Raw genomic sequence first — 18,433 nt, 5'->3', positions numbered from 1 at the left:
CACATCTTATAGATTATACAATCCTACCATAATGATTCGGATTTCGAAACAGAATAATTTAAAAATTTTCTCCTATCAGAATAAAACATTAACAAAAGATGTCTGTTCGTGACCAAATTACTTACAAGCGAGACCATTTCATTAAAACAAAGTTTTGAATCTTCTTTGATTGTAAACCGTATTAATTACAAAGGGGGGTTTTGTAATGTATAAGCGAAAGAACAAAACACTTATTGTTTTCTTGACTTTAATTATGTTAATATCAGGTTATTTAATTTCTAGTTGCTCCCTAGATGAACTAGATGACCCAAATAGGACAGTAATTCGAGAAGTTCTAGAGCTTCAATTTACTGGACCAGACGAGAAGTTTATGGACTTATTGTGGAATCCTAAATACAAGATTATCAAAAATGGAATTGAAGAAAATAAGGAATTATCTAAGTATATAGAAGAGGTATATGGAGGTTATTTCACAGAGAGCGAACTAGATTTCTTTATGAGGGCATTCGGTTCTTTATATCAAAGTTTTGCTGATTTTAAAGGATATAAGTTAAGTTTTAAAGAAGTCTCGATCAAGCAAAGCGAGAAAATTCTAAATCGTTATACCTTCATTGCAAAGGTAGGTTATCAAAAAAATGGTAGTGAAGAAAAAACTGCAAATGTAGAAAGTGAAGTCCTCTTCTCTACAAAAGAAGAAGGGAAAATAGGGAGATTCCGATACGGAAATGACAACGGCTTGTCAGATATATTGAGACAATGAGCAATCGAACAATGACTTTGTTTTCAACTAACAGATACTTTAAGTAGGATAAATCCTTTTTCTTATTCAACTTTAGCGGTTAGTTCTAAGTGTTAGTTTAACAGCATAAACTGGAACGTAAAAAATAAAGGTGGAGAAATAATTATGCTTGAATACATTTTTAAGCTAGATAACGATTTTAATAAAGAAGAAACTTTTGAAATGACTGGAGACAACATTGCTTCAGTAAAAGTTTTGCATAATAGTGGGCATGCATAACGCAGAACCTTGGAGGTAGTGAAATGAAAGCAGCCGTTTACAATTCGTATGGATCCCCGGAGGTCCTTAGGATAAATGAAGTTGAACTACCATCTATAAAGAATGACGATCGGGTACTGATCAGAGTGCATAACGCTTCGGTCAATCAATTTGACTGTCTATATCGGAAGGGTTATTTGCCTACTAGATTAGAAAATGGTCTTAAAAAACCAAAATCATCCATATTGGGGATTGACGTTTCGGGTATCGTTGAAGCGGTCGGTAAAAATGTACACAGATTTAATGTTGGCGACTATGTCTTCGGAAGCTGCTTCGGATCCCACGCAGAATATGTCTGCCCTCCACAGAGTGGACTGAGTCATTTGCCAAAAAACATAACCTTTGAACAAGCTGCAGCCGTGCCATGTGCTGCTCAAACAGCTCTTCAAGCATTGCGGGACGTAGCAAAGATAAAATCGGGGCAAAAGGTTTTGATCTACGGAGCTTCGGGCGGTGTCGGGCACTTTGCAATTCAGCTTGCCAATTACTACGGGGCTGAGGTAACCGCAGTTTGTAGCACATCGAATCTGCATTGGGTGAAAGATCTCGGAGCACATTACGTAATCGATTATACGAAGGAAGACTTCACGAAAAACGGACAAAAGTACGATATCGTACTGGATGCTGTAAGTAAACGGACCTTTTTTGGTTGTTTAGGTTCACTAACCGCGAATGGTGTCTATATAACAGAAAATCCCCTCTATCCTATCTATCACCCAGTTCAGTTATTGGTAGGCTCCTTGATCGGTCGAAAGAAAGCTAAACTGCATCTAGCAAAGCCTAATAACATGGATTTAGAATTCTTGCGTGGCCTAATAGAGGAAGAGAAAGTAAAACCAGTTATAGAGAAGTGTTATCCTTTTGATCAAATCGTAGAGGCCCATAGGCATGTAGAAAGCGGACGAACAAAAGGTAAGGTAGTCCTTCAAATTAAATCTTAATTAAACATGCGTTGCTCCTTAAAGGATTAAAGCTATTTTTATTGAATTTAGTTTAACTATAGGGGCGGTTAGTAAAGATTCCTTATTCAACGGACAGAGGCTTTAGTTGAACATAAACTGTTTCTTAAATACTCTTTTTCACATAAAAAAAATGTCGCCTCCTTTATCTAAATACATAGAAAAAGGAGGCGACATTTCAGTATATTTCAAGGAAAAAATTATTCAGTTTTAAGCTGATTTACTTTCTTAGAAGGAAGCATATTAAATAATATATTCAAAACTATCGCTGTCATACTTCCTGCAACAATCCCGTTACTTGTTAAAATTTGAATGCCAGAGGGAAGAGATTCAAATAAGTTAGGTACTACCGATACTCCAAGCCCCATACCAACAGAACAAGCTATAATCATTGCATTATCTTGACTTTCCGTAACTACTTTGCCAAGCATTTTAATGCCTTGTGATACGACCATTCCAAACATAGCAAGCATTGCTCCGCCAAGAACGGACACTGGTATAATGGTTGTTATTGCCGCAATTTTAGGAATGAACCCAAGTGCTATTAGCATACCACCTGTAATATAAATAACGTTTTTGGATTTAACACCTGACATCTGCAAAAGTCCAACGTTTTGAGAAAAAGTTGTATATGGGAATGAATTAAAAATACCACCAAGTAATACAGCAATACCTTCAGCACGATACCCCTTTGACAATTCTTTTTTTGATATTTTTTTATCTACGATATCTCCAAGAGCAAAATAAACACCTGTCGATTCAACTAACGATACCATTGCCACTAAAATCATCGTAATAATTGGTGACCAGTCAAATGTAGGTGTTCCAAAATAAAAAGGATGCACCATATGGAAAAGACTAGCCTCCTTAAAAGCTGTGAAATCTACTTTTCCAATTACTATCGAAACAATCGTTCCAGCAACTAATCCAAGTAAAATAGAAACAGCTTTAATAAATCCTGTCGAAAAGCGATAAAGTAACACGATAAAAAGTAAAGTACCAAATGCTAAAAGAATATTGGAAGTCGACCCAAAATCTTTTGCTCCTTGTCCTCCACCCATGTTCGTAATAGCCACAGGGATAAGTGTAACTCCAATAATAGTTACAACGGAACCAGTAACAACTGGAGGAAAGAATTTTACGAGTTGTCCAAAAACCCCACTGATAACAATAACAAAAATACCAGAAACAATGATAGCTCCATAAATTGAAGAAATGCCATATTCTTTACCTATACCAATCATTGGGCCAACCGCTGTAAATGTACAACCTAATACAACAGGTAGTCCTATTCCAAAAAATCGATTACTCACTACTTGCAAAATGGTAGCAATTCCGCACATTAAAATGTCAATAGCAACTAAATAGGTCAATTGATCGGAAGGGAGATTTAATGATCCACCAACTATTAATGGAATCATTACTGCCCCCGCATACATGGCAAGGAGATGTTGGATACCAAGTGTTGTATTTTTCAACGTATTGTTCATCTAGTGAAATCCTCCTCAAAAAATTCCACTTTACCATTTGCTAACGATTTAATATTCGCAAGTGAATCTACCCGTACTCCAAGATCACGAACAAGAGCTCCACCTTTTTGGAATCCTTTTTCAATTACAATTCCAACGCCGGCAGTTGTTGCATTAGCTTGCTCTACAATATCAAGCAACCCAAGCACCGCTTGTCCATTCGCCAGGAAGTCGTCAATGATTAAAACTACATCATCACTTGTAATGAAGTCTTTCGAAATAGAAATATCATTTGTTTCATTTTTTGTAAAAGAATGTACCTTTGATGTATATAAATTATCAGATAACGTTAAAGATTTGCGTTTTCTAGCAAAAACAACTGAGACTCCAAGAGTTAATGCTGCAAACATAGAAGGAGCAATACCAGAAGATTCGATTGTTACTACTTTAGTTATACCAGCATCTTTATAACGACTAGCAAATTCTTCCCCAATCGCTTGCATCAATATTGGATCTAATTGGTGGTTTAAGAATGTATCTACTTTTAATACATTTTCGGATAGAACTTTACCATGTTTTACGATTTTTTCTTTTAATAATTTCATTTTTACAGAATCCCCTTCAAGTTTAATTTGACAGAACACAAAAAAGCTCGAAGGCATTGTTTCCATCCATTTTAGGAGTGGAACAATGCCATTCGAGCTGAAAATTCGAACAGAAATAAAAGAATATATGACAAAAATGCCATACCTCTATTATCGTATTGCCACTCATAGTCAGCCCATTTACGGTAAGCCGGTAGAAACTTGCAGGCCATATTCCTGCGATTATACGAGTAAGTGCTATTTGAATATTTCTCATTATAGCACGATAAAGGTCAATTACAATAATCTAGATTAATGTTCGATGATTCATAAAATTCTACGCAATTTTTAACTTAAAATTATTTATTAGTTGCTTTTAAAGCCTTAAAGGCAAGGATAAAGTAGCTAGGATCTTCTTGGATATTGTATGGAAAAACGCCTTGATTTGTATGTAAATACAAAATACCTCCGCCAAAAGAAAAAGGTTTATGCGACACATCATGAACATGCTCAAGCTTAAATTGATCTCGCTCCGAAGCAATTCCTTCTATATTTAAATGAAGCACAAATTGCATTTCAATACTCTTCATTTGATAATAAAAATCAATTTCCCGCTTTACTTCGACATAAACAATCGAATGACCACTCAACATTTTCCCCTCCAATACCACTATACAGTGTAACATTTTTCGGTGAAAATATTCAGAACCATCCTCCAATTATTACAAAGGTGTTACTGGTGCCAGGCACTAGTAACATACTTGTCATATTAGTTTGACGAAATGTGCTGTTTGCGCTTCTAGTTTTTCAGATGCTTTGGCAATTTCTTTAAACTCTTCTAAGGCAATTCGAATTTCATCTTGGCTTTTTTCGATGCTTTGTTGAGATTTCCCATTGCTTTGCGTTACTTTATTTACTTCTTTTGCTATACCTTCAATATTTTCGCGTACCTCTACAATGGATGCTTCTACTCTTGCAGCTAGTTTGCGTACCTCTTGTGCAACGACATTAAATCCACGCCCATGTTCCCCTGCGCGTGCGGCTTCTATTGCTGCATTTAATGCCAATAAGTTTGTCTGAGCAGCAATTTCTCTAATTGTTTGAACAATACCTCGAATAGAATCTGCTTGCACTTGTAAACTCATCAAAGTAGATGTACTTTCTTTAGCTCCTTTTGCAATTTCATCGATTGTTTCCAAAAGCTCTTGACTACGTGTCATACCAGCTTCTGAACGGTTTTTAAGTCCCTCTGACATTTCATTTAATTCATTTGTGACAACCATAATTGTTTGATGTTGTTCGGTTACGTTTGTGGCAACCTTTGTCACGCCTAGAACATTGCCCCGCTCTCCAAAAATAGGCATATAAGTTGCTTCAAGCATAACACTATTTCCTTTTGAATCTTTACGTTCTACTTTAGTGTGAAGGGTTTTTCCTGCAAATAAATCTTTCCAAAATTGTTCATATTCAGTGCTATTCGCATACTTTGGAAAACAAAAATCTCGATGGTTCATCCCCATCACTTTTTCCTTTGGATAGCCAAGTTCATTTGCAAAGTTATCATTTACGTAAGCAACTCGTCGATTTAAGTCAAAACGAATAATAGCTAAGTTTTTTTCTAAGGCTTCCACCACAGTCATATCATTTACTTCTTCCACTTGAGAATAATTCATCCCGTTTCCCCCATCCTCTTATCAAATCAATTCGGTGCATAATCAGATAAATCAAGCACAGTTTTGCGTCCTAATACTAATCTAGCTAGCTCTGCTCCTACAAATGGTCCAGCAGTTAATCCCGAAGCCCCTAAGCCATTTGCAAAATAAATTGACTCATAACCAGTTACTTTCCCTATAGTAGGTAGAAATTCTGGTGTATATGGTCTGAATCCTACTCTAACCTCTTCGATTTCTGCTTTTGCTAATGATTTTGCAATACTTGTAGATTTCTCCATTAATTCCTGTTTTCCTGCTTCAGTTACACGAAAATCATAACCTGTATTTTCTTCATACGTGGAACCAGCTACCACTTTCCCATTATCAAATGTGAGCAAATACTGATTGTTTGGAGGTAGAACTACAGGCCAGTCTCCTGTATCCTGATTATTTATTTTATAATGCATAATCTGTGCCTTTTGGAAACTTACTTTCATATCTACTCCGATTTTATGCGGTAGTTCATTTCCCCAAGCACCTGCCGTTAAAATAATTACCTCAGCATTAAAAGGCTTTCCGTCTATTAATAAAACCCCATCAGAAATTTCCGCATCCCCGTAAATTATTTCTGCACCTAATTTTTTTGCCCCTCCAATTAAAGCATCTCTCATGGCTCGTCCATCCACACGAGCTGCTCCTTCAATGAAAAGAGAAGAAAAATCTTCTGAAATTAATGGAAAAATCTTTCTAGTCTCATCTGGAGTCAATATTTTCAATTCTCCTATTTCTGGGGCATCGGTTCGTTTTTCTAACGCACGTTCTAACATTTTCTGTAACTTTTTCTCATCTTTATGAAGCGCAATTGCCCCTACTTGTTTATAACCAGTCGATGTTTCCCCTAATGCATCGAGTTCCTCTATAAGCTGACTGTAATATTTCGCACCATTTTTTACTAGCTCGTACCATTTTTTATTTCTTCTTTGTGAAATCCAAGGACAAATTATTCCTGCTGCTGCATCAGTTGCCTGTCCTAAATCCTTTCGATCCACGAGTGTTACTTGCACGTTTTCTTTTGCAAGATGATAGGCGGTGGAAGCACCCAAAATACCACCGCCTATTACTATATAAGAAGGCATCAATTACTCAACTCCACTTTCTAAAATAGAAAATGTACAATTTTCGCAATCAATTTCTGCTAGCGCTCCGTATGGAAGAACAAATTTTGGCTCGGTATGTCCGAAGTTCAAATTATAAAGTACCGGTAACTCATTCAAGTCAAGTTCTTTCATAATTCTTAAAATGGATTCCTTGTATTCCTCATAGTATTTTTCATTTTGAGGCTTTCCAAAAACTATCCCTTTTGCATTCTGTAAAATTCCTAGCGAACCATAATTTCGAAGCCAATACTCAATAAGGGTTGGTTCTGGCATATCCTCTGATGTTTCAAAAAATAAAATACTATTTTCCCAATTAGATGGTTCTGGCCAAAGTGCAGTTCCTTTTGCAAACTCTAATACTTCTATACATCCGCCGATTAATCTGCCTTGTACGACACCAGAACCTTGCAGCAATTCATAACCTCTATTTGGATTCATCCGTCTTTTTGTATGCTTGTTCTCAATAATCCATTCTAATCGTTCACTAGTCCATTCAGATGCCGGTTTTATTTCTCCTATTACATCATTTGAGAATAAAGTTTTTTTCAAGCCTTCCACTGTGTACTCGTGCATTTCCACATTTTCCGCAAAATCCATTAGTACAGACGGACCATAAAATGAAGATATTCCTGCTTTGTGGCAAAATAAATGCGTCACTGTAGAATCCGAATAACCTATAAATACTTTTGGATTATCTCGAATAACATCAAAATCAATATATGGTAATAGTCGGATGCTTTCGCTACCACCAATATTCGAAACTATCCCCTTTATCGTTGGATCTTTAAATGCGTTCATTAAGTCTTCTGCACGTGCCTTTGGGTTTTCGTATAAATAATCTCCACCCATTAAACTATTCGGCATTGGCACAACTTCTAATTGAAACACCTTTTCTAACCTTTCTACCCCTTGCTCATATCTCCACTTCAAATTAGGTTCGCCTGCTCCACCCCATGACAAACTAATGGTAGCTACTTTATCTCCAGCTTGAAGCATTTTAGGTTTTTTTAGCATGATAAACACTCCTTTAAATATCATTATAATTCAAACAATTCATATAGTATGTCTATTTTTCAAAAATGCTAAGATAATTTCTATTAATCATAATAAGCATCCAAATAGAATTCTTAACTGCATAAATAAAGCAGTAGAATTTTAATTTAGACTTTTTAGCATATAAGTTATTAACAGAGCATACATTTTCCTTACCCATTGTAAAAGGAACTTTCTATTCTGTAATGCTATTGGTAAATTACCGTAATATTCCTGTAATAAAATTCTGCTAATATGAACTTAGACTAAATAGCAAGGAGCAGAGTATTTGAAGAAAATTCTTGGAACACTCATCATCATAATTGCATTATTGGTTAGCGGAGCAAATGCAAGTTTAGCCGCATCTTCAACGTACACTGTACAAAAAGGAGACACCTTATTTAAAATTGCAAAATCGCAAAAAGTGTCTATTGCCAACTTAAAAGCTTGGAACAAATTGAAATCAGATAATATTCAACCAAACCAAAAACTAATAATTGCCCCTGTAAAAGCGGCAAAAGCCAAAAATCCTTCTCGCTCGGATTCTGAGGATAAGGTAGTGAAGGAATTCATCGTTTCTGCAAGTGCATTTACTGGGAACTGCAATGGTTGCTCAGGTGTCACTACTACTGGTATTAACTTAAGAAAAAATCCAGATATTAAAGTAATTGCAGTAGATCCAGATGTTATCAAACTTGGAACGAAAGTATATGTAGAAGGTTATGGTTACGCAATCGCTGGCGATACCGGTGGAGGAATTAAAGGTAACAAAATTGATGTATTTTTCTCTTCCACAAGCGAAGCCTACAAATGGGGACGTAAAAACGTGAAAATTAAAATACTAGAATAACTAATGTTAACCAACTTTCTATTATGAAAGTTGGTTTTTTTAGATAGAGATAGTACAAAGAAAGTGAAAATAATAAGAATTCCTCAAAAAACACCCATTCCATTTGAACTAATCAACATAAATTTATCGAATAAAGTAGTAATTTGTAGAATTACGTAAAATAGATAAATAGAAAAGCTATTATCACATGAATCCAGAGATTCCATGGATAATAGCTTCATAATACGATTTTTCATGTGGTACAAAATTATTCCTTGTGACCATTTTTTTAACAGAAATTCTAGTTCCCGCTGCTGTTATTTCGAATCCTTCTACTTGTATTTCTTCTAATCCTCCTAGCCAAAACGACTCAAATTGTTTAAACTCCACTCGAACAATTCCGGATACCTCTTCTTCCTGAAGGGTAAAATCATCAAAACTTAAAGAGTAATCATATACGAAAACATTCGCTAGCTCCTTATCAATAAGATTTCCAGTAGTGACAGAGTAATCTATTATTCCTAGAGAAATTAGTTCTTCAAAAGAAACGCTTATGCCAAGTTCTTCTTCTACTTCTCTAATTCCATCTCGCACGGTCTCATTAGCAAGCAAATGCCCGGCAGCTGTTATATCTAGCAAACCCGGATAATCTTTTTTCAAGTCACTTCTAATTTGCAAATAAATATAGTCTTTTTCTTTTTCTTTACCAATAAACCAACAATGAAAAGTTTCATGCCAATACCCTAACCTATGTACTTCCTCTCGTGTAGCCACGCCTATCTCCTTTCTATCCCCATCAAATATTTTAAGCATTTCACTCTCCATGGTAATTCCTCCCTCTAATATTACAAGTGCCTGGCACCAAAACAAACGTGAATGTTTAAACATTCACGTTTGTTTTGGTTTTTGGTACAATTTAGCGTCCAACTATAAGGTTAACAAATTCATTAAGTTTATCTAATGAATTTAGATTTTGATTGCATTTCTGGCTATCTTGACAAATATAATTCCCCCTACTTATAAAAGCGTCCTGAGTTGCTCCTTTTATGGAAGAAGTAAACATCCCAATCTCCTCGAAGCGATTACATAGTGCACAAATACCTTTTTTATTGGAATTATGGAAGCCTCCAGAAATTCCAACTAACTTACTGTTATGTTCCATGATAAGAAATTTTTTGTTAGAACCTTTGTCGATCCATCCTAAATAACTTATTTCTTTAAAGTCCATTTCTTCTAATGAAGGTATTTTTAACTTCTTTGCTTTTGGGAATATTTTTTTAATGGTTTGTTCTTTTATTTCTTTAAAAGGTATTACAAATTGTTTTATTTGCTCTAAAAAAACTTCTGCTTCTACCTTTTCTTTTACTTCCACAATAGTTTGGAGTAAGTCCTTTTGTTCTTCATTAAGTTCTTCAAAAATAGCCAAAACTTTTTCTAATGCAAGCGATTTTAGCGCATTTAATACACCTTGATCATTAACTGTCAGATGCCCATTAATCAATATTTGCGTTTGATTTTTAATAAAGTTATATTGATCACTTCTAATGAAAGGATTCATAGTCATCTCTCCTATTCACATTTTTTAACAAAATCTTTTCTCATCCATTGTAGCGGATATGCGTTTTTTTATAAACGGAAAAGATGGTTATGAATTGTTTTCGACATAAAAAAACTGATAACCTCAAAGAAGGTTACCAGCTCAAATTCTACTTTGTATAGATAATCTTTTTAATAGTTTCCACCGATAGAAAATATTCCTTAGCAAGTTGATTCATGGGAACACCATTTTTATAAGCTTTCTTCAGTAATACATTTCTATCGTCAATACGTTTTCTTTCTCCAGAAAGCGCTCCCCACTGTTTATAACTTTCTCCTAGTTTAGGAATATAAATAGTTTCACCTTGAATATACTTCTGAATCTCTAAGATAAGTTCTTTAGGTAAAACAGAATTTGCTTTAACATATGTCATTTTGCTCGCTCCTTATTCTTTTTAAACTTGAAATAAGGTGCAAAGCCAATATGATGAATGGCGATTATTATTGAATCAAATAGCTCCTCACACAAAGTATCGCCTTTCCAAAAATAGGCTTTGCATGAGACGTTGCACTCTCTGGCAATTTACATCTATTTGCCATTAAACACACCTCCTTTTCTTATATTCTTCGAACAACCGAAGATCATTCTATTCAAATATATATTTTAATATAAGTATACGATGAATACAAAATACATATAATACTAGGGTGAGAATCTAAAAAAAATACGGGTGGTTAGTGTCATTAAAAATATTTTAATAATTTGCGTAGCTATTTTTCTCTCTTTCATTCATTGTACAGCCACTGGTCAAGCATCAACCTCTGCAACTTATCACGTAGGACTCAGCGATCAAATACTAGATTTTAGTGACATCAAATTTATTAATGAAGATACAAAAGTTCCACTTGAAGAAATTGCTGCATATTTAGACATTCCAATTGAACAAGAAAAAAGCGTCACCTATATCCGGAAAAACGGGATAGAAATTAGTTTTAATGAAAACTCGAAAATAATATCTAAAAATGGAGCACCACTTGATTGGTTCCCGATTGTTAAAGTAAATGGAAAGCTTTTCATTAGTGTTCACTATATCGCAACAGAAATGGGTTATAAAGTACATGACTTTCAGAAACAGAAAACACAACGAATATACAGAGATGACTATGGACATATGTCACATGAAGACTTTGAAATTTTATTAAATAATTTCTTTAATAAACAAACATCAACTCTACCAACAAAAACTGAAGGAAAATCGAAAGCTAATATTTACTTAACGTTCGACGATGGTCCAAATAGATTTACAGGGATAAATAACTCCATATTAAAAAAATATAACGTCCATGCAACTTTCTTTTTTGTAGGAAATAATATGAAAAAGAACAAACCTATTATCGATGCTGTTGTAAAAGATGGACACTATATTGGAACACACAGCATGACTCATGACAAAGCGAAAGTTTACAAGTCGTCCAAATCCTTCATCGATGAAATGAACGAAGGAGCAAAGCTTATTAAACAAATGACGGATAAAGAAGCAAAACTCGTCCGTGTACCATATGGCAGCAAACCAGATCTGACGGTAACTATGCAATCCGAACTAATAAAAAAAGGCTACAAACTATGGGATTGGGACGTCGATTCAAAAGACTGGAAATACACCGACAAAGAAGCCGATCAAATAGTCAAAAACGTAAAAGCAGGAATAGAAAAATCCTACAAATCAGGGGATCGTGATATCATTGTGCTTCTTCACGATCGAAGCCAAACAACAAAAGCCTTACCACAAATAATCGAATGGCTACAAAAAGAAGGTTATACACTCAAAACATACGAACCTGAGCATCACATCGTCAAAAACTTCCTACGCGACACATCACTCTAACCAATTATTACAAAATTATTACGGGTGCCAGGCACCAAAACTAACGTGAATAACGTGAAAAACACAATAAACGTGACTAACATGAATTTTGTAACATTCATGTTAGTCACGTTTGTTTTGAAAACTGTGAATTTTTATTTGCAAAGCTTCTATTTTTTGTTGTTCTTTAATTGTTCTAATAAGGATTGAACTTTATCTCTCTGGTTTATCGTTTCGTTTTCTAGAAGTTCGATTGTATACGTTCCATTCAAGGTAGAGATGGACACAATATCTCCTTCATCCAAGGAATCATGCATCTCAGAACAAGGCACAAGTAAGCTTTCTGTTTCAGATGGATACTTTAAGAATACCGCAAATCCACCTTCGAATCGATCTAGTGTGTATTTATTCGACTTCACTTATGATTTCCCCTTTGTCGTTTATTAATTTCGCTGCATCTCCGTCATTTCTCCAAATTTGTCCATTCGTCCATTTAACGTATTCATTACCTTCTCGAGCATTCGGACCACTTGTAACAAAAATAGTTTTCCCTGAAGCTAGATTGATATTGGGAAACTTGAATACCTGATTGCCAATGACAGAAACTAGCTGCCACTCAGTCAAATTCACTGTAGTATTACCTGTGTTCGTAATACCTATAATCTCTTCACGCAAGTCTTTACTTGAAATAACTACTCCTGATTTAACTGTAGTTGAAGTTGTTTCAATTTTTCTCGTTTGTTCTTCAGTTGAAACAGAATAATCCTCACCATCTGTTTTAATAACAATGTTCCCTACTTCTGCAGTGGAGTAAACTTGCGATTTAACATTTTTTAGACGAGTTACTACTTCGGCATTTGGATGTCCATAGGAGTTATCTTTTCCATAGCTCAATATTGTCACTTTTGGACTTACAGAACGAATAAAAGCGTCTGAGCTACGTGTTTCTGATCCATGATGGCCTGCTTTCAAAACTGTAGACCTCAAGTCAAACTCTTTTAACATCCTTCTTTCCACGTTAATATCTGCATCTCCTGTAAATAAAAATGAAACCTCTCCATACTGCACCTTCAACACGATAGATGCTTCATTATTATCTTTGGAATCTTCACCTGCGTTTAATACTGTTATATCGATATTTGAATCTAAAGAAATAGTGTCTCCTCTACTTGGAACGATATAGGGAATTTTTTTATCTAAAATAAGTTGTAGCATTTTCTCATACGTCTGTGAAGTATGTACTTTCCCTGAGTCCACGAAGTTATTAATTGAAATAGAATTTAATACTGTAATAAGCCCACCAATATGATCCGCATCTGGATGAGTTGCCACAACATAGTCCAACTTCTCTACTCCTTGCTTACGCAAATAAGCAACAACTTCTTTACCAGCTTCCTTCTTACCTGCATCAATAAGCATACTTTTACCTTCCGGCGATTGAATAAAAATAGAATCCCCTTGACCTACGTCGATAAAATGGACAATCATTTCATTCCCTATATTCACTTTATTTACTGTATTACCCATTGTAGTTTTTAAATTTTGCGTTTTTGTATCCATCGTACATCCAACCTTCATAAAGATCATGCATGCACTAATAATCAATAAAATATATTTCATGTAAAACCTTCCTTTTAAAGACTAATCCCTATTTTAACATAGTAGTTTTCCAAATTATTTTTTTGACAAATTGACTACTAATGTCATATAATTATCAATTGGCATTACAAATAACGTGGTTCGAGAACCTCCCACGTAAAAAAACTAAGGAGAAATGAATAATGAAGATAAAAACAATCGCAATAAGCGGGATTATTGCTGCTTTATATGTTGCTGTATCGTTACTAGTAGCACCCTTTGGATTTACAGCAGTACAATTTCGTATTTCCGAAATGTTTAACCACCTTGTCGTTTTCAATAAAAAGTTCTTTTTCGGTATTGCACTAGGTGTATTCGTAACAAATATTTTCTCCCCAATGGCGGCATATGACCTTATTTTTGGGGTAGCACATTCGGTCATTTCTTTATCTATCACTATTTTTGCATCGAAGTTTATTAAAGGGCACGTTCCACATATGGTATTTAATACGTTAATCTTTACGTTTATGACGTTTATCATTGCATTCGAATTAAACCTTGCATTTGGCACAGACGCACCTTTCCTTTACACATGGTTAACTGTTGCAGCAGGTGAATTTGCAGTATTAGTAGTCGGTATTCCTCTTATGACTGCTTTGAATAAACGATTAAACTTTAAATCATTGATTTAAATAATTTGCACCCGATTCTATTTGAATTAGAATCAGGTGCTTTTTTTATTATTTTTTTATCAGTCCTTTTTCCACTAAAAAGTCATGTGCAACATCTTCCGGTTTATCCCCATCAATATCTACGCGGGCATTCATTTTTAACATATCTTCTTCTGATATTTTACCTGCAAGTTCATTCAATACATTTTCAAGCTTTGGAAACTTTTTTAATGCTTCTAATCGAACAACAGGAGCAGCGTCATACTTTGGAAAAAATCCTAAATCATCTTCAGTTGTCTGTAATTCAAAACGTTCAATTCGACCGTCTGTTGTAAATGCAGGTATTAGATCTACATCTCCGTTCTTTAATGCTTCATACATTACATTTGGATCGAGACTTTCCGTTTTTGTGAATGTAAAGGGATACGAGTTTATAAAGTCATCATATCCATCTCCTTGACGTTCATAAAATGCATGCGGTGCTCCAAATACCATATTTCCTGTTCTGGAGATTTCAACTAAGTCAGAATATGTTTTTGCATCGTAGTTTTTATCTTTCGTATAAGCTAAAGTATACGTATTTTCAAAACCTAGTGGACTAAGCCAAGTCGCTTCAAACTTATCTTCGTATCCTTTTTTCACTCGCTCTAATACACTTTCCGAACTTTCTCCAACCTCTGAATTCTCTTTCAGAACGTCCTTTAATCCGGTTCCTGTATACTCGACATACAAGTCTATATCCCCTTTATTAAGAGCGGGAGTCATGATAGCCACTTCCCCTAGCCCCTCTTTATATTTCACTTTATAGTCTGTCTTTGCTTCAATATATTGTCCTAAAACTTGAGGTAATATATATTGTTCAGTCCAAGGCTTTCCACTTATAACAAGTGCCTCATTTGAGTTAGAACAAGCCCCTAATAAAACAGTTGTTGCAATCCCAATCGCTAAAAACGTCTTTTTCATTTCTCAATCATCCTCCAGTATTTAATCCTTTTGGTGTGGACTTTTTCTCTATTAATTTCAAAGCAAAATCAAATAAAATAGCTAATAAAGCAACAGGTAATGCTCCTGCTAAAACGAGTGAGTTATTATAAGACTGCAAACCACGGTAAATAACATCACCTAAGCCCCCTGCCCCAACAAATGTCGCCAGCGTAGCAATCCCAACCGTTAAAACAGTGGCTGTTCGTATACCAGCCATTATAAAAGGTAAAGCAAGAGGAAACTCAATTTGCCAGAGTAATTGGCTTTTTGTCATTCCCATTCCTTTCCCTGCTTCAATAATCGATCCATCTATACTTGTAATCCCGGTGTATGTATTGCGTAAAATTGGTAAAAGTGCGTAAATAATCAATGCAATTAATGCAGTTTTTGTTCCTATCCCGATTAACGGCACTAAAAAACCGAATAACGCTAAACTAGGAATTGTTTGAAAAATAGCAGTGATTCCTATCACTAACTCTGCGAACTTTCGATACCTTGCAACAAAAATACCTAAGGGAAGAGAAATGACTATACCTACAGCAAGAGCGATAAATGACAGGAAAATATGTTGAATAAATGCTTCTTGAATTAAATCGGATCTATTTTGAATTGTTTCGATAAATTTCTGCACTTAAACCACCTCTTCTTTTGCAAGCAATACGCGTAAAAGGACAGATTGGTTCACATATCCTAACTTTTCATTGTTCTTTTTTACAAGTAAACAATTTTCCCCACCTTCTTCTAATAAAGCAATTGCTTCTTCTAGTAGGAGACTTTCATCCACTTCTATACACGGGCTTTGTTTTTCTTGTTCAAAGAAATAGATAAATTCCTGAATTTCACGTTTCCCAACTGATCGTTTTCGATTAATGCGTTCTATTCCTATAAAATTTTTCACGAAATCATTAATTGGATTTTCTATTAATTCAGTTGGGGAACCTATTTGTTCTATTCTTCCACTTTTCATAACTATAATTGTATCTGCTATTTTTAATGCTTCATCCATATCATGCGTGACAAAAACAATTGTTTTCTTTATCTTTTCCTGTAAGTTTTTCGTTTCCACTTGTAATTGTTCTCGACTAATTGGATCAAGAGCACTAAACGGTTCATCCATTAAAATAATATCAGGATTTCCAGCTAAAGCCCTCACCACTCCAATACGTTGCTGTTGTCCCCCACTTAGCTCAAGTGGGTATTTACCTAAAAACTGCTTCGGTTCAAGCCCAACCATCCACATAAGTTCACGAATTCGTTCAGAGGTTTTTTCTTTTGGCCATCCCTTTAATTTTGGTACAAGGGATGCATTTTTTTCAATCGTCATATGCGGAAATAAACCTATCCGTTGAATGACATACCCTATTGTTTTTCGGAGCTCTACCGGATTTATGGAAGATACTGCTCCACCATCCACATACACTTCACCAGAGGTTGGAATTTCCAAACGATTAATCATCTTCATTAAAGTAGTTTTCCCACAACCACTTGGGCCAATAATTACTACTAATTGTTCGGCTGGAATTGTTAAAGAAACATCTTTCAACGCCTCAGTTCCATCGTTAAATACTTTGGAGATTTTATCAAAACGTATCAACTAAAATTTCCTCCTCACTTTAGTGTATTCACCTATTAATTCTTATACCCTAAATGGTTATATTGAATCATCTGTGAAGAAAGAAAAAACTAGATTCTAATTAATATAGATATTGATAAACTTTTATGCGTTATTCCCTGTCATTTCTACAACTTTTTCATACTATTAAAGTAGAGAGAATAATCCACCCATTTATTCACATCTTAAAATAGAACAAGCCCACTTCCTTTGCAGAAGTGGGCTTGTTTATTATTTATTCTTTCACAAATTCGATTGAGCTTCTTACTGTATCAATCGGTCGAACTAGACTTTCAATTTGTGCACGCTTTGGTTCTAAAAACGGAGGTAATGATAACTTTTCTCCCAATGTTTCATATGGTTCATCTCCCATAAAACCTGGACCATCTGTTGCAAATTCAAACAGGAGTCCTGGAGCCACTCTCGCATATAGTGACTCGAAGAAATGGCGATCCACATAACCAGAAGTTTGGAATCCGAAGCTCTCCATACGTTTTGTCCACTCGTCTAAAACAGCACGGTCTTCCACACGAAATGCTGCATGGTGAACAGTTCCGAATCCTTGTCGACCAGGAGGAAGAATGACATTCTTCTCTACGATTACTTGTGCACCATTTCCACCGTCACCTACCTCAAACAAATGGAAAGAACCTTCTTGCGCTATCTCTTTAAATAACAAAACCTTTTCCATTACTTCTTTTAAATAATCAAATTCTGCAATTCGGATATGAATAGGACCTAGTCCAGTAATAGCATACTCTAAAGGAATCGGTCCTTTTTGCCATGGTGTTCCTGTTGCAACGCCCTCATTATTTTCATCTGAAATTAATTGATATTGTTGGTCGTCAAAATCGACAAATGAAAGTACCTTTGTTCCAAATTGTTCTTGAATACCACTGTGTTTGACTTCTAGCCGATCAAAACGTTTCAACCAATAATCTAATGCTGCATCACTTGGAACGCGGAAAGCTGTTTTATAAATTTCATTCGTTCCATGTGTACCTTTTGTAATTCCTGGGAAGTCGAAGAACGTCATATCTGTACCTGCCCCACCTATATCATCTGCAAAGAATAAATGATAGGTCTGGATATCATCTTGATTCACTGTTTTCTTTACTAAACGCATCCCTAAAATATATGTGAAAAATTTATAATTCTTTTCTGCACTACTTGTAATCGCTGTTACATGGTGCATACCTTTTAACTGATTCATAAATTATTCCTCCTTTTTATCTCTAATTCAAATATCTTTAATTCAAAGTAATTTTAACATGAATAAAAAAAATAGTCAATGGAACAAAAACTGTCCCAATCGCATATTAGCCATTGGGACAGTTTCGCTTAATATTATATTACACATCTATTTCTGTTCGTATACGATAATTTTTCGCTTTTTGCAACCAGCACAACTTTCCGTAATTGTTGCTTTCCAATTAGTTCTGTTTGCA

The 18,433-nt window shown here is 35.1% G+C and carries 20 protein-coding genes and 2 riboswitches; of the genes, 5 read left to right on the top strand and 15 right to left on the bottom strand.

What is annotated here, in order from left to right; all coding sequences use genetic code 11:
- Nucleotides 1–205: 205 nt before the first annotated feature.
- On the top strand, nucleotides 206–760 hold the full coding sequence (locus ACTSKG_RS16760) for a hypothetical protein (protein ID WP_464755684.1): 555 nt from the start codon (nucleotides 206–208) through the stop codon (nucleotides 758–760).
- 281 nt (nucleotides 761–1,041) lie between these two features.
- A complete protein-coding gene (locus ACTSKG_RS16755; RefSeq protein ID WP_464755683.1) occupies nucleotides 1,042–1,998 on the top strand; it encodes an NAD(P)-dependent alcohol dehydrogenase in 957 nt (318 codons plus the stop codon).
- Between the two features lie 218 nt (nucleotides 1,999–2,216).
- Here the strand turns inward: ACTSKG_RS16755 and ACTSKG_RS16750 are convergent, their stop codons facing one another.
- The 6 genes from ACTSKG_RS16750 to ACTSKG_RS16725 form a co-directional block, all read right to left on the bottom strand.
- Complete coding sequence (locus ACTSKG_RS16750) at nucleotides 2,217–3,506, bottom strand: nucleobase:cation symporter-2 family protein (RefSeq protein WP_464755682.1); 1,290 nt, start codon at nucleotides 3,504–3,506, stop codon at nucleotides 2,217–2,219.
- The gene (locus tag ACTSKG_RS16745; protein ID WP_464755681.1) at nucleotides 3,503–4,090 is read right to left on the bottom strand and encodes a xanthine phosphoribosyltransferase; all 588 of its coding nucleotides are present in this window, start codon (nucleotides 4,088–4,090) and stop codon (nucleotides 3,503–3,505) included. Before ACTSKG_RS16745 ends, ACTSKG_RS16750 begins: the two co-directional genes overlap by 4 nt.
- 148 nt (nucleotides 4,091–4,238) lie before the next feature.
- Nucleotides 4,239–4,340, bottom strand: a riboswitch (purine riboswitch).
- Nucleotides 4,341–4,428: 88 nt separating this feature from the next.
- Entirely contained in the window at nucleotides 4,429–4,722 is a 294-nt protein-coding gene (locus ACTSKG_RS16740) for a hypothetical protein (RefSeq protein ID WP_464755680.1), read from the bottom strand.
- A gap of 111 nt (nucleotides 4,723–4,833) precedes the next feature.
- Nucleotides 4,834–5,742, bottom strand: a complete 909-nt coding sequence (locus ACTSKG_RS16735; RefSeq protein WP_464755679.1) for a methyl-accepting chemotaxis protein — start codon at nucleotides 5,740–5,742, stop codon at nucleotides 4,834–4,836.
- Between the two features lie 26 nt (nucleotides 5,743–5,768).
- Entirely contained in the window at nucleotides 5,769–6,857 is a 1,089-nt protein-coding gene (locus ACTSKG_RS16730; protein WP_464755678.1) for an NAD(P)/FAD-dependent oxidoreductase, read from the bottom strand.
- A gap of 3 nt (nucleotides 6,858–6,860) precedes the next feature.
- Nucleotides 6,861–7,892: a S66 family peptidase gene (locus tag ACTSKG_RS16725; RefSeq protein WP_464755677.1), complete on the bottom strand. Its 1,032-nt coding sequence runs from the start codon at nucleotides 7,890–7,892 to the stop codon at nucleotides 6,861–6,863.
- Nucleotides 7,893–8,199: 307 nt separating this feature from the next.
- Between ACTSKG_RS16725 and ACTSKG_RS16720 the strand changes: the two genes are divergently transcribed.
- Entirely contained in the window at nucleotides 8,200–8,760 is a 561-nt protein-coding gene (locus ACTSKG_RS16720) for a 3D domain-containing protein (protein WP_464755676.1), read from the top strand.
- Between the two features lie 183 nt (nucleotides 8,761–8,943).
- Here ACTSKG_RS16720 and ACTSKG_RS16715 read toward each other — a convergent pair whose 3' ends face one another.
- The 3 genes from ACTSKG_RS16715 to ACTSKG_RS16705 form a co-directional block, all read right to left on the bottom strand.
- Nucleotides 8,944–9,564, bottom strand: a complete 621-nt coding sequence (locus ACTSKG_RS16715; protein ID WP_464755675.1) for an NUDIX hydrolase — start codon at nucleotides 9,562–9,564, stop codon at nucleotides 8,944–8,946.
- 91 nt (nucleotides 9,565–9,655) lie between these two features.
- Nucleotides 9,656–10,297: a FusB/FusC family EF-G-binding protein gene (locus tag ACTSKG_RS16710; RefSeq protein ID WP_464755674.1), complete on the bottom strand. Its 642-nt coding sequence runs from the start codon at nucleotides 10,295–10,297 to the stop codon at nucleotides 9,656–9,658.
- A gap of 148 nt (nucleotides 10,298–10,445) precedes the next feature.
- Nucleotides 10,446–10,709, bottom strand: a complete 264-nt coding sequence (locus tag ACTSKG_RS16705; RefSeq protein WP_464755673.1) for a CD3324 family protein — start codon at nucleotides 10,707–10,709, stop codon at nucleotides 10,446–10,448.
- 297 nt (nucleotides 10,710–11,006) lie between these two features.
- Between ACTSKG_RS16705 and ACTSKG_RS16700 the strand changes: the two genes are divergently transcribed.
- Nucleotides 11,007–12,161, top strand: coding sequence for a polysaccharide deacetylase (locus ACTSKG_RS16700; RefSeq protein ID WP_464755672.1), 1,155 nt, complete (start codon nucleotides 11,007–11,009; stop codon nucleotides 12,159–12,161).
- 149 nt (nucleotides 12,162–12,310) lie between these two features.
- Here the strand turns inward: ACTSKG_RS16700 and ACTSKG_RS16695 are convergent, their stop codons facing one another.
- Together ACTSKG_RS16695 and ACTSKG_RS16690 are read right to left on the bottom strand one after the other, a co-directional pair.
- A complete protein-coding gene (locus ACTSKG_RS16695) occupies nucleotides 12,311–12,559 on the bottom strand; it encodes a DUF3006 domain-containing protein (RefSeq protein WP_464755671.1) in 249 nt (82 codons plus the stop codon).
- Nucleotides 12,546–13,760 carry an MBL fold metallo-hydrolase gene (locus ACTSKG_RS16690; protein ID WP_464755670.1) on the bottom strand — a complete coding sequence of 405 codons (1,215 nt, stop codon included), beginning with the start codon at nucleotides 13,758–13,760 and terminating at the stop codon, nucleotides 12,546–12,548. Before ACTSKG_RS16690 ends, ACTSKG_RS16695 begins: the two co-directional genes overlap by 14 nt.
- A 109-nt stretch (nucleotides 13,761–13,869) precedes the next feature.
- Nucleotides 13,870–13,914, top strand: a riboswitch (PreQ1 riboswitch).
- Nucleotides 13,915–13,921: 7 nt separating this feature from the next.
- On the opposite strand from ACTSKG_RS16690, the gene ACTSKG_RS16685 reads away from it, so the two are divergent.
- Complete coding sequence (locus ACTSKG_RS16685) at nucleotides 13,922–14,410, top strand: QueT transporter family protein (protein ID WP_464755669.1); 489 nt, start codon at nucleotides 13,922–13,924, stop codon at nucleotides 14,408–14,410.
- A gap of 48 nt (nucleotides 14,411–14,458) precedes the next feature.
- Here the strand turns inward: ACTSKG_RS16685 and ACTSKG_RS16680 are convergent, their stop codons facing one another.
- From ACTSKG_RS16680 to ACTSKG_RS16665, 4 genes are all read right to left on the bottom strand, one after another.
- On the bottom strand, nucleotides 14,459–15,352 hold the full coding sequence (locus ACTSKG_RS16680; protein WP_464755668.1) for a glycine betaine ABC transporter substrate-binding protein: 894 nt from the start codon (nucleotides 15,350–15,352) through the stop codon (nucleotides 14,459–14,461).
- A gap of 7 nt (nucleotides 15,353–15,359) precedes the next feature.
- Nucleotides 15,360–16,004: an ABC transporter permease gene (locus ACTSKG_RS16675; protein WP_464755667.1), complete on the bottom strand. Its 645-nt coding sequence runs from the start codon at nucleotides 16,002–16,004 to the stop codon at nucleotides 15,360–15,362.
- Entirely contained in the window at nucleotides 16,005–16,967 is a 963-nt protein-coding gene (locus ACTSKG_RS16670) for an ABC transporter ATP-binding protein (protein ID WP_464755666.1), read from the bottom strand.
- A gap of 253 nt (nucleotides 16,968–17,220) precedes the next feature.
- Nucleotides 17,221–18,198 carry a ring-cleaving dioxygenase gene (locus ACTSKG_RS16665; protein ID WP_464755665.1) on the bottom strand — a complete coding sequence of 326 codons (978 nt, stop codon included), beginning with the start codon at nucleotides 18,196–18,198 and terminating at the stop codon, nucleotides 17,221–17,223.
- Between the last annotated feature and the right edge of the window lie 235 nt (nucleotides 18,199–18,433).

Source organism: Psychrobacillus syltrankelensis, from assembly GCF_055454035.1.
The sequence above is the reverse complement of the archived record's forward strand: the minus strand, read 5'-3'. Positions and strand labels throughout refer to the sequence as shown.

What these genes read in the sequence shown, in the direction of transcription:
- ACTSKG_RS16760 (WP_464755684.1), top strand. Translation starts at nt 206, where the DNA reads ATGTATAAGCGAAAGAACAAAACACTTATTGTTTTCTTGACTTTAATT.
- ACTSKG_RS16755 (WP_464755683.1), top strand. Translation starts at nt 1,042, where the DNA reads ATGAAAGCAGCCGTTTACAATTCGTATGGATCCCCGGAGGTCCTTAGG.
- ACTSKG_RS16750 (WP_464755682.1), bottom strand. Translation starts at nt 3,506, where the DNA reads ATGAACAATACGTTGAAAAATACAACACTTGGTATCCAACATCTCCTT.
- ACTSKG_RS16745 (WP_464755681.1), bottom strand. Translation starts at nt 4,090, where the DNA reads ATGAAATTATTAAAAGAAAAAATCGTAAAACATGGTAAAGTTCTATCC.
- ACTSKG_RS16740 (WP_464755680.1), bottom strand. Translation starts at nt 4,722, where the DNA reads ATGTTGAGTGGTCATTCGATTGTTTATGTCGAAGTAAAGCGGGAAATT.
- ACTSKG_RS16735 (WP_464755679.1), bottom strand. Translation starts at nt 5,742, where the DNA reads ATGAATTATTCTCAAGTGGAAGAAGTAAATGATATGACTGTGGTGGAA.
- ACTSKG_RS16730 (WP_464755678.1), bottom strand. Translation starts at nt 6,857, where the DNA reads ATGCCTTCTTATATAGTAATAGGCGGTGGTATTTTGGGTGCTTCCACC.
- ACTSKG_RS16725 (WP_464755677.1), bottom strand. Translation starts at nt 7,892, where the DNA reads ATGCTAAAAAAACCTAAAATGCTTCAAGCTGGAGATAAAGTAGCTACC.
- ACTSKG_RS16715 (WP_464755675.1), bottom strand. Translation starts at nt 9,564, where the DNA reads ATGGAGAGTGAAATGCTTAAAATATTTGATGGGGATAGAAAGGAGATA.
- ACTSKG_RS16710 (WP_464755674.1), bottom strand. Translation starts at nt 10,297, where the DNA reads ATGAATCCTTTCATTAGAAGTGATCAATATAACTTTATTAAAAATCAA.
- ACTSKG_RS16705 (WP_464755673.1), bottom strand. Translation starts at nt 10,709, where the DNA reads ATGACATATGTTAAAGCAAATTCTGTTTTACCTAAAGAACTTATCTTA.
- ACTSKG_RS16690 (WP_464755670.1), bottom strand. Translation starts at nt 13,760, where the DNA reads ATGAAATATATTTTATTGATTATTAGTGCATGCATGATCTTTATGAAG.
- ACTSKG_RS16685 (WP_464755669.1), top strand. Translation starts at nt 13,922, where the DNA reads ATGAAGATAAAAACAATCGCAATAAGCGGGATTATTGCTGCTTTATAT.
- ACTSKG_RS16680 (WP_464755668.1), bottom strand. Translation starts at nt 15,352, where the DNA reads ATGAAAAAGACGTTTTTAGCGATTGGGATTGCAACAACTGTTTTATTA.
- ACTSKG_RS16665 (WP_464755665.1), bottom strand. Translation starts at nt 18,198, where the DNA reads ATGAATCAGTTAAAAGGTATGCACCATGTAACAGCGATTACAAGTAGT.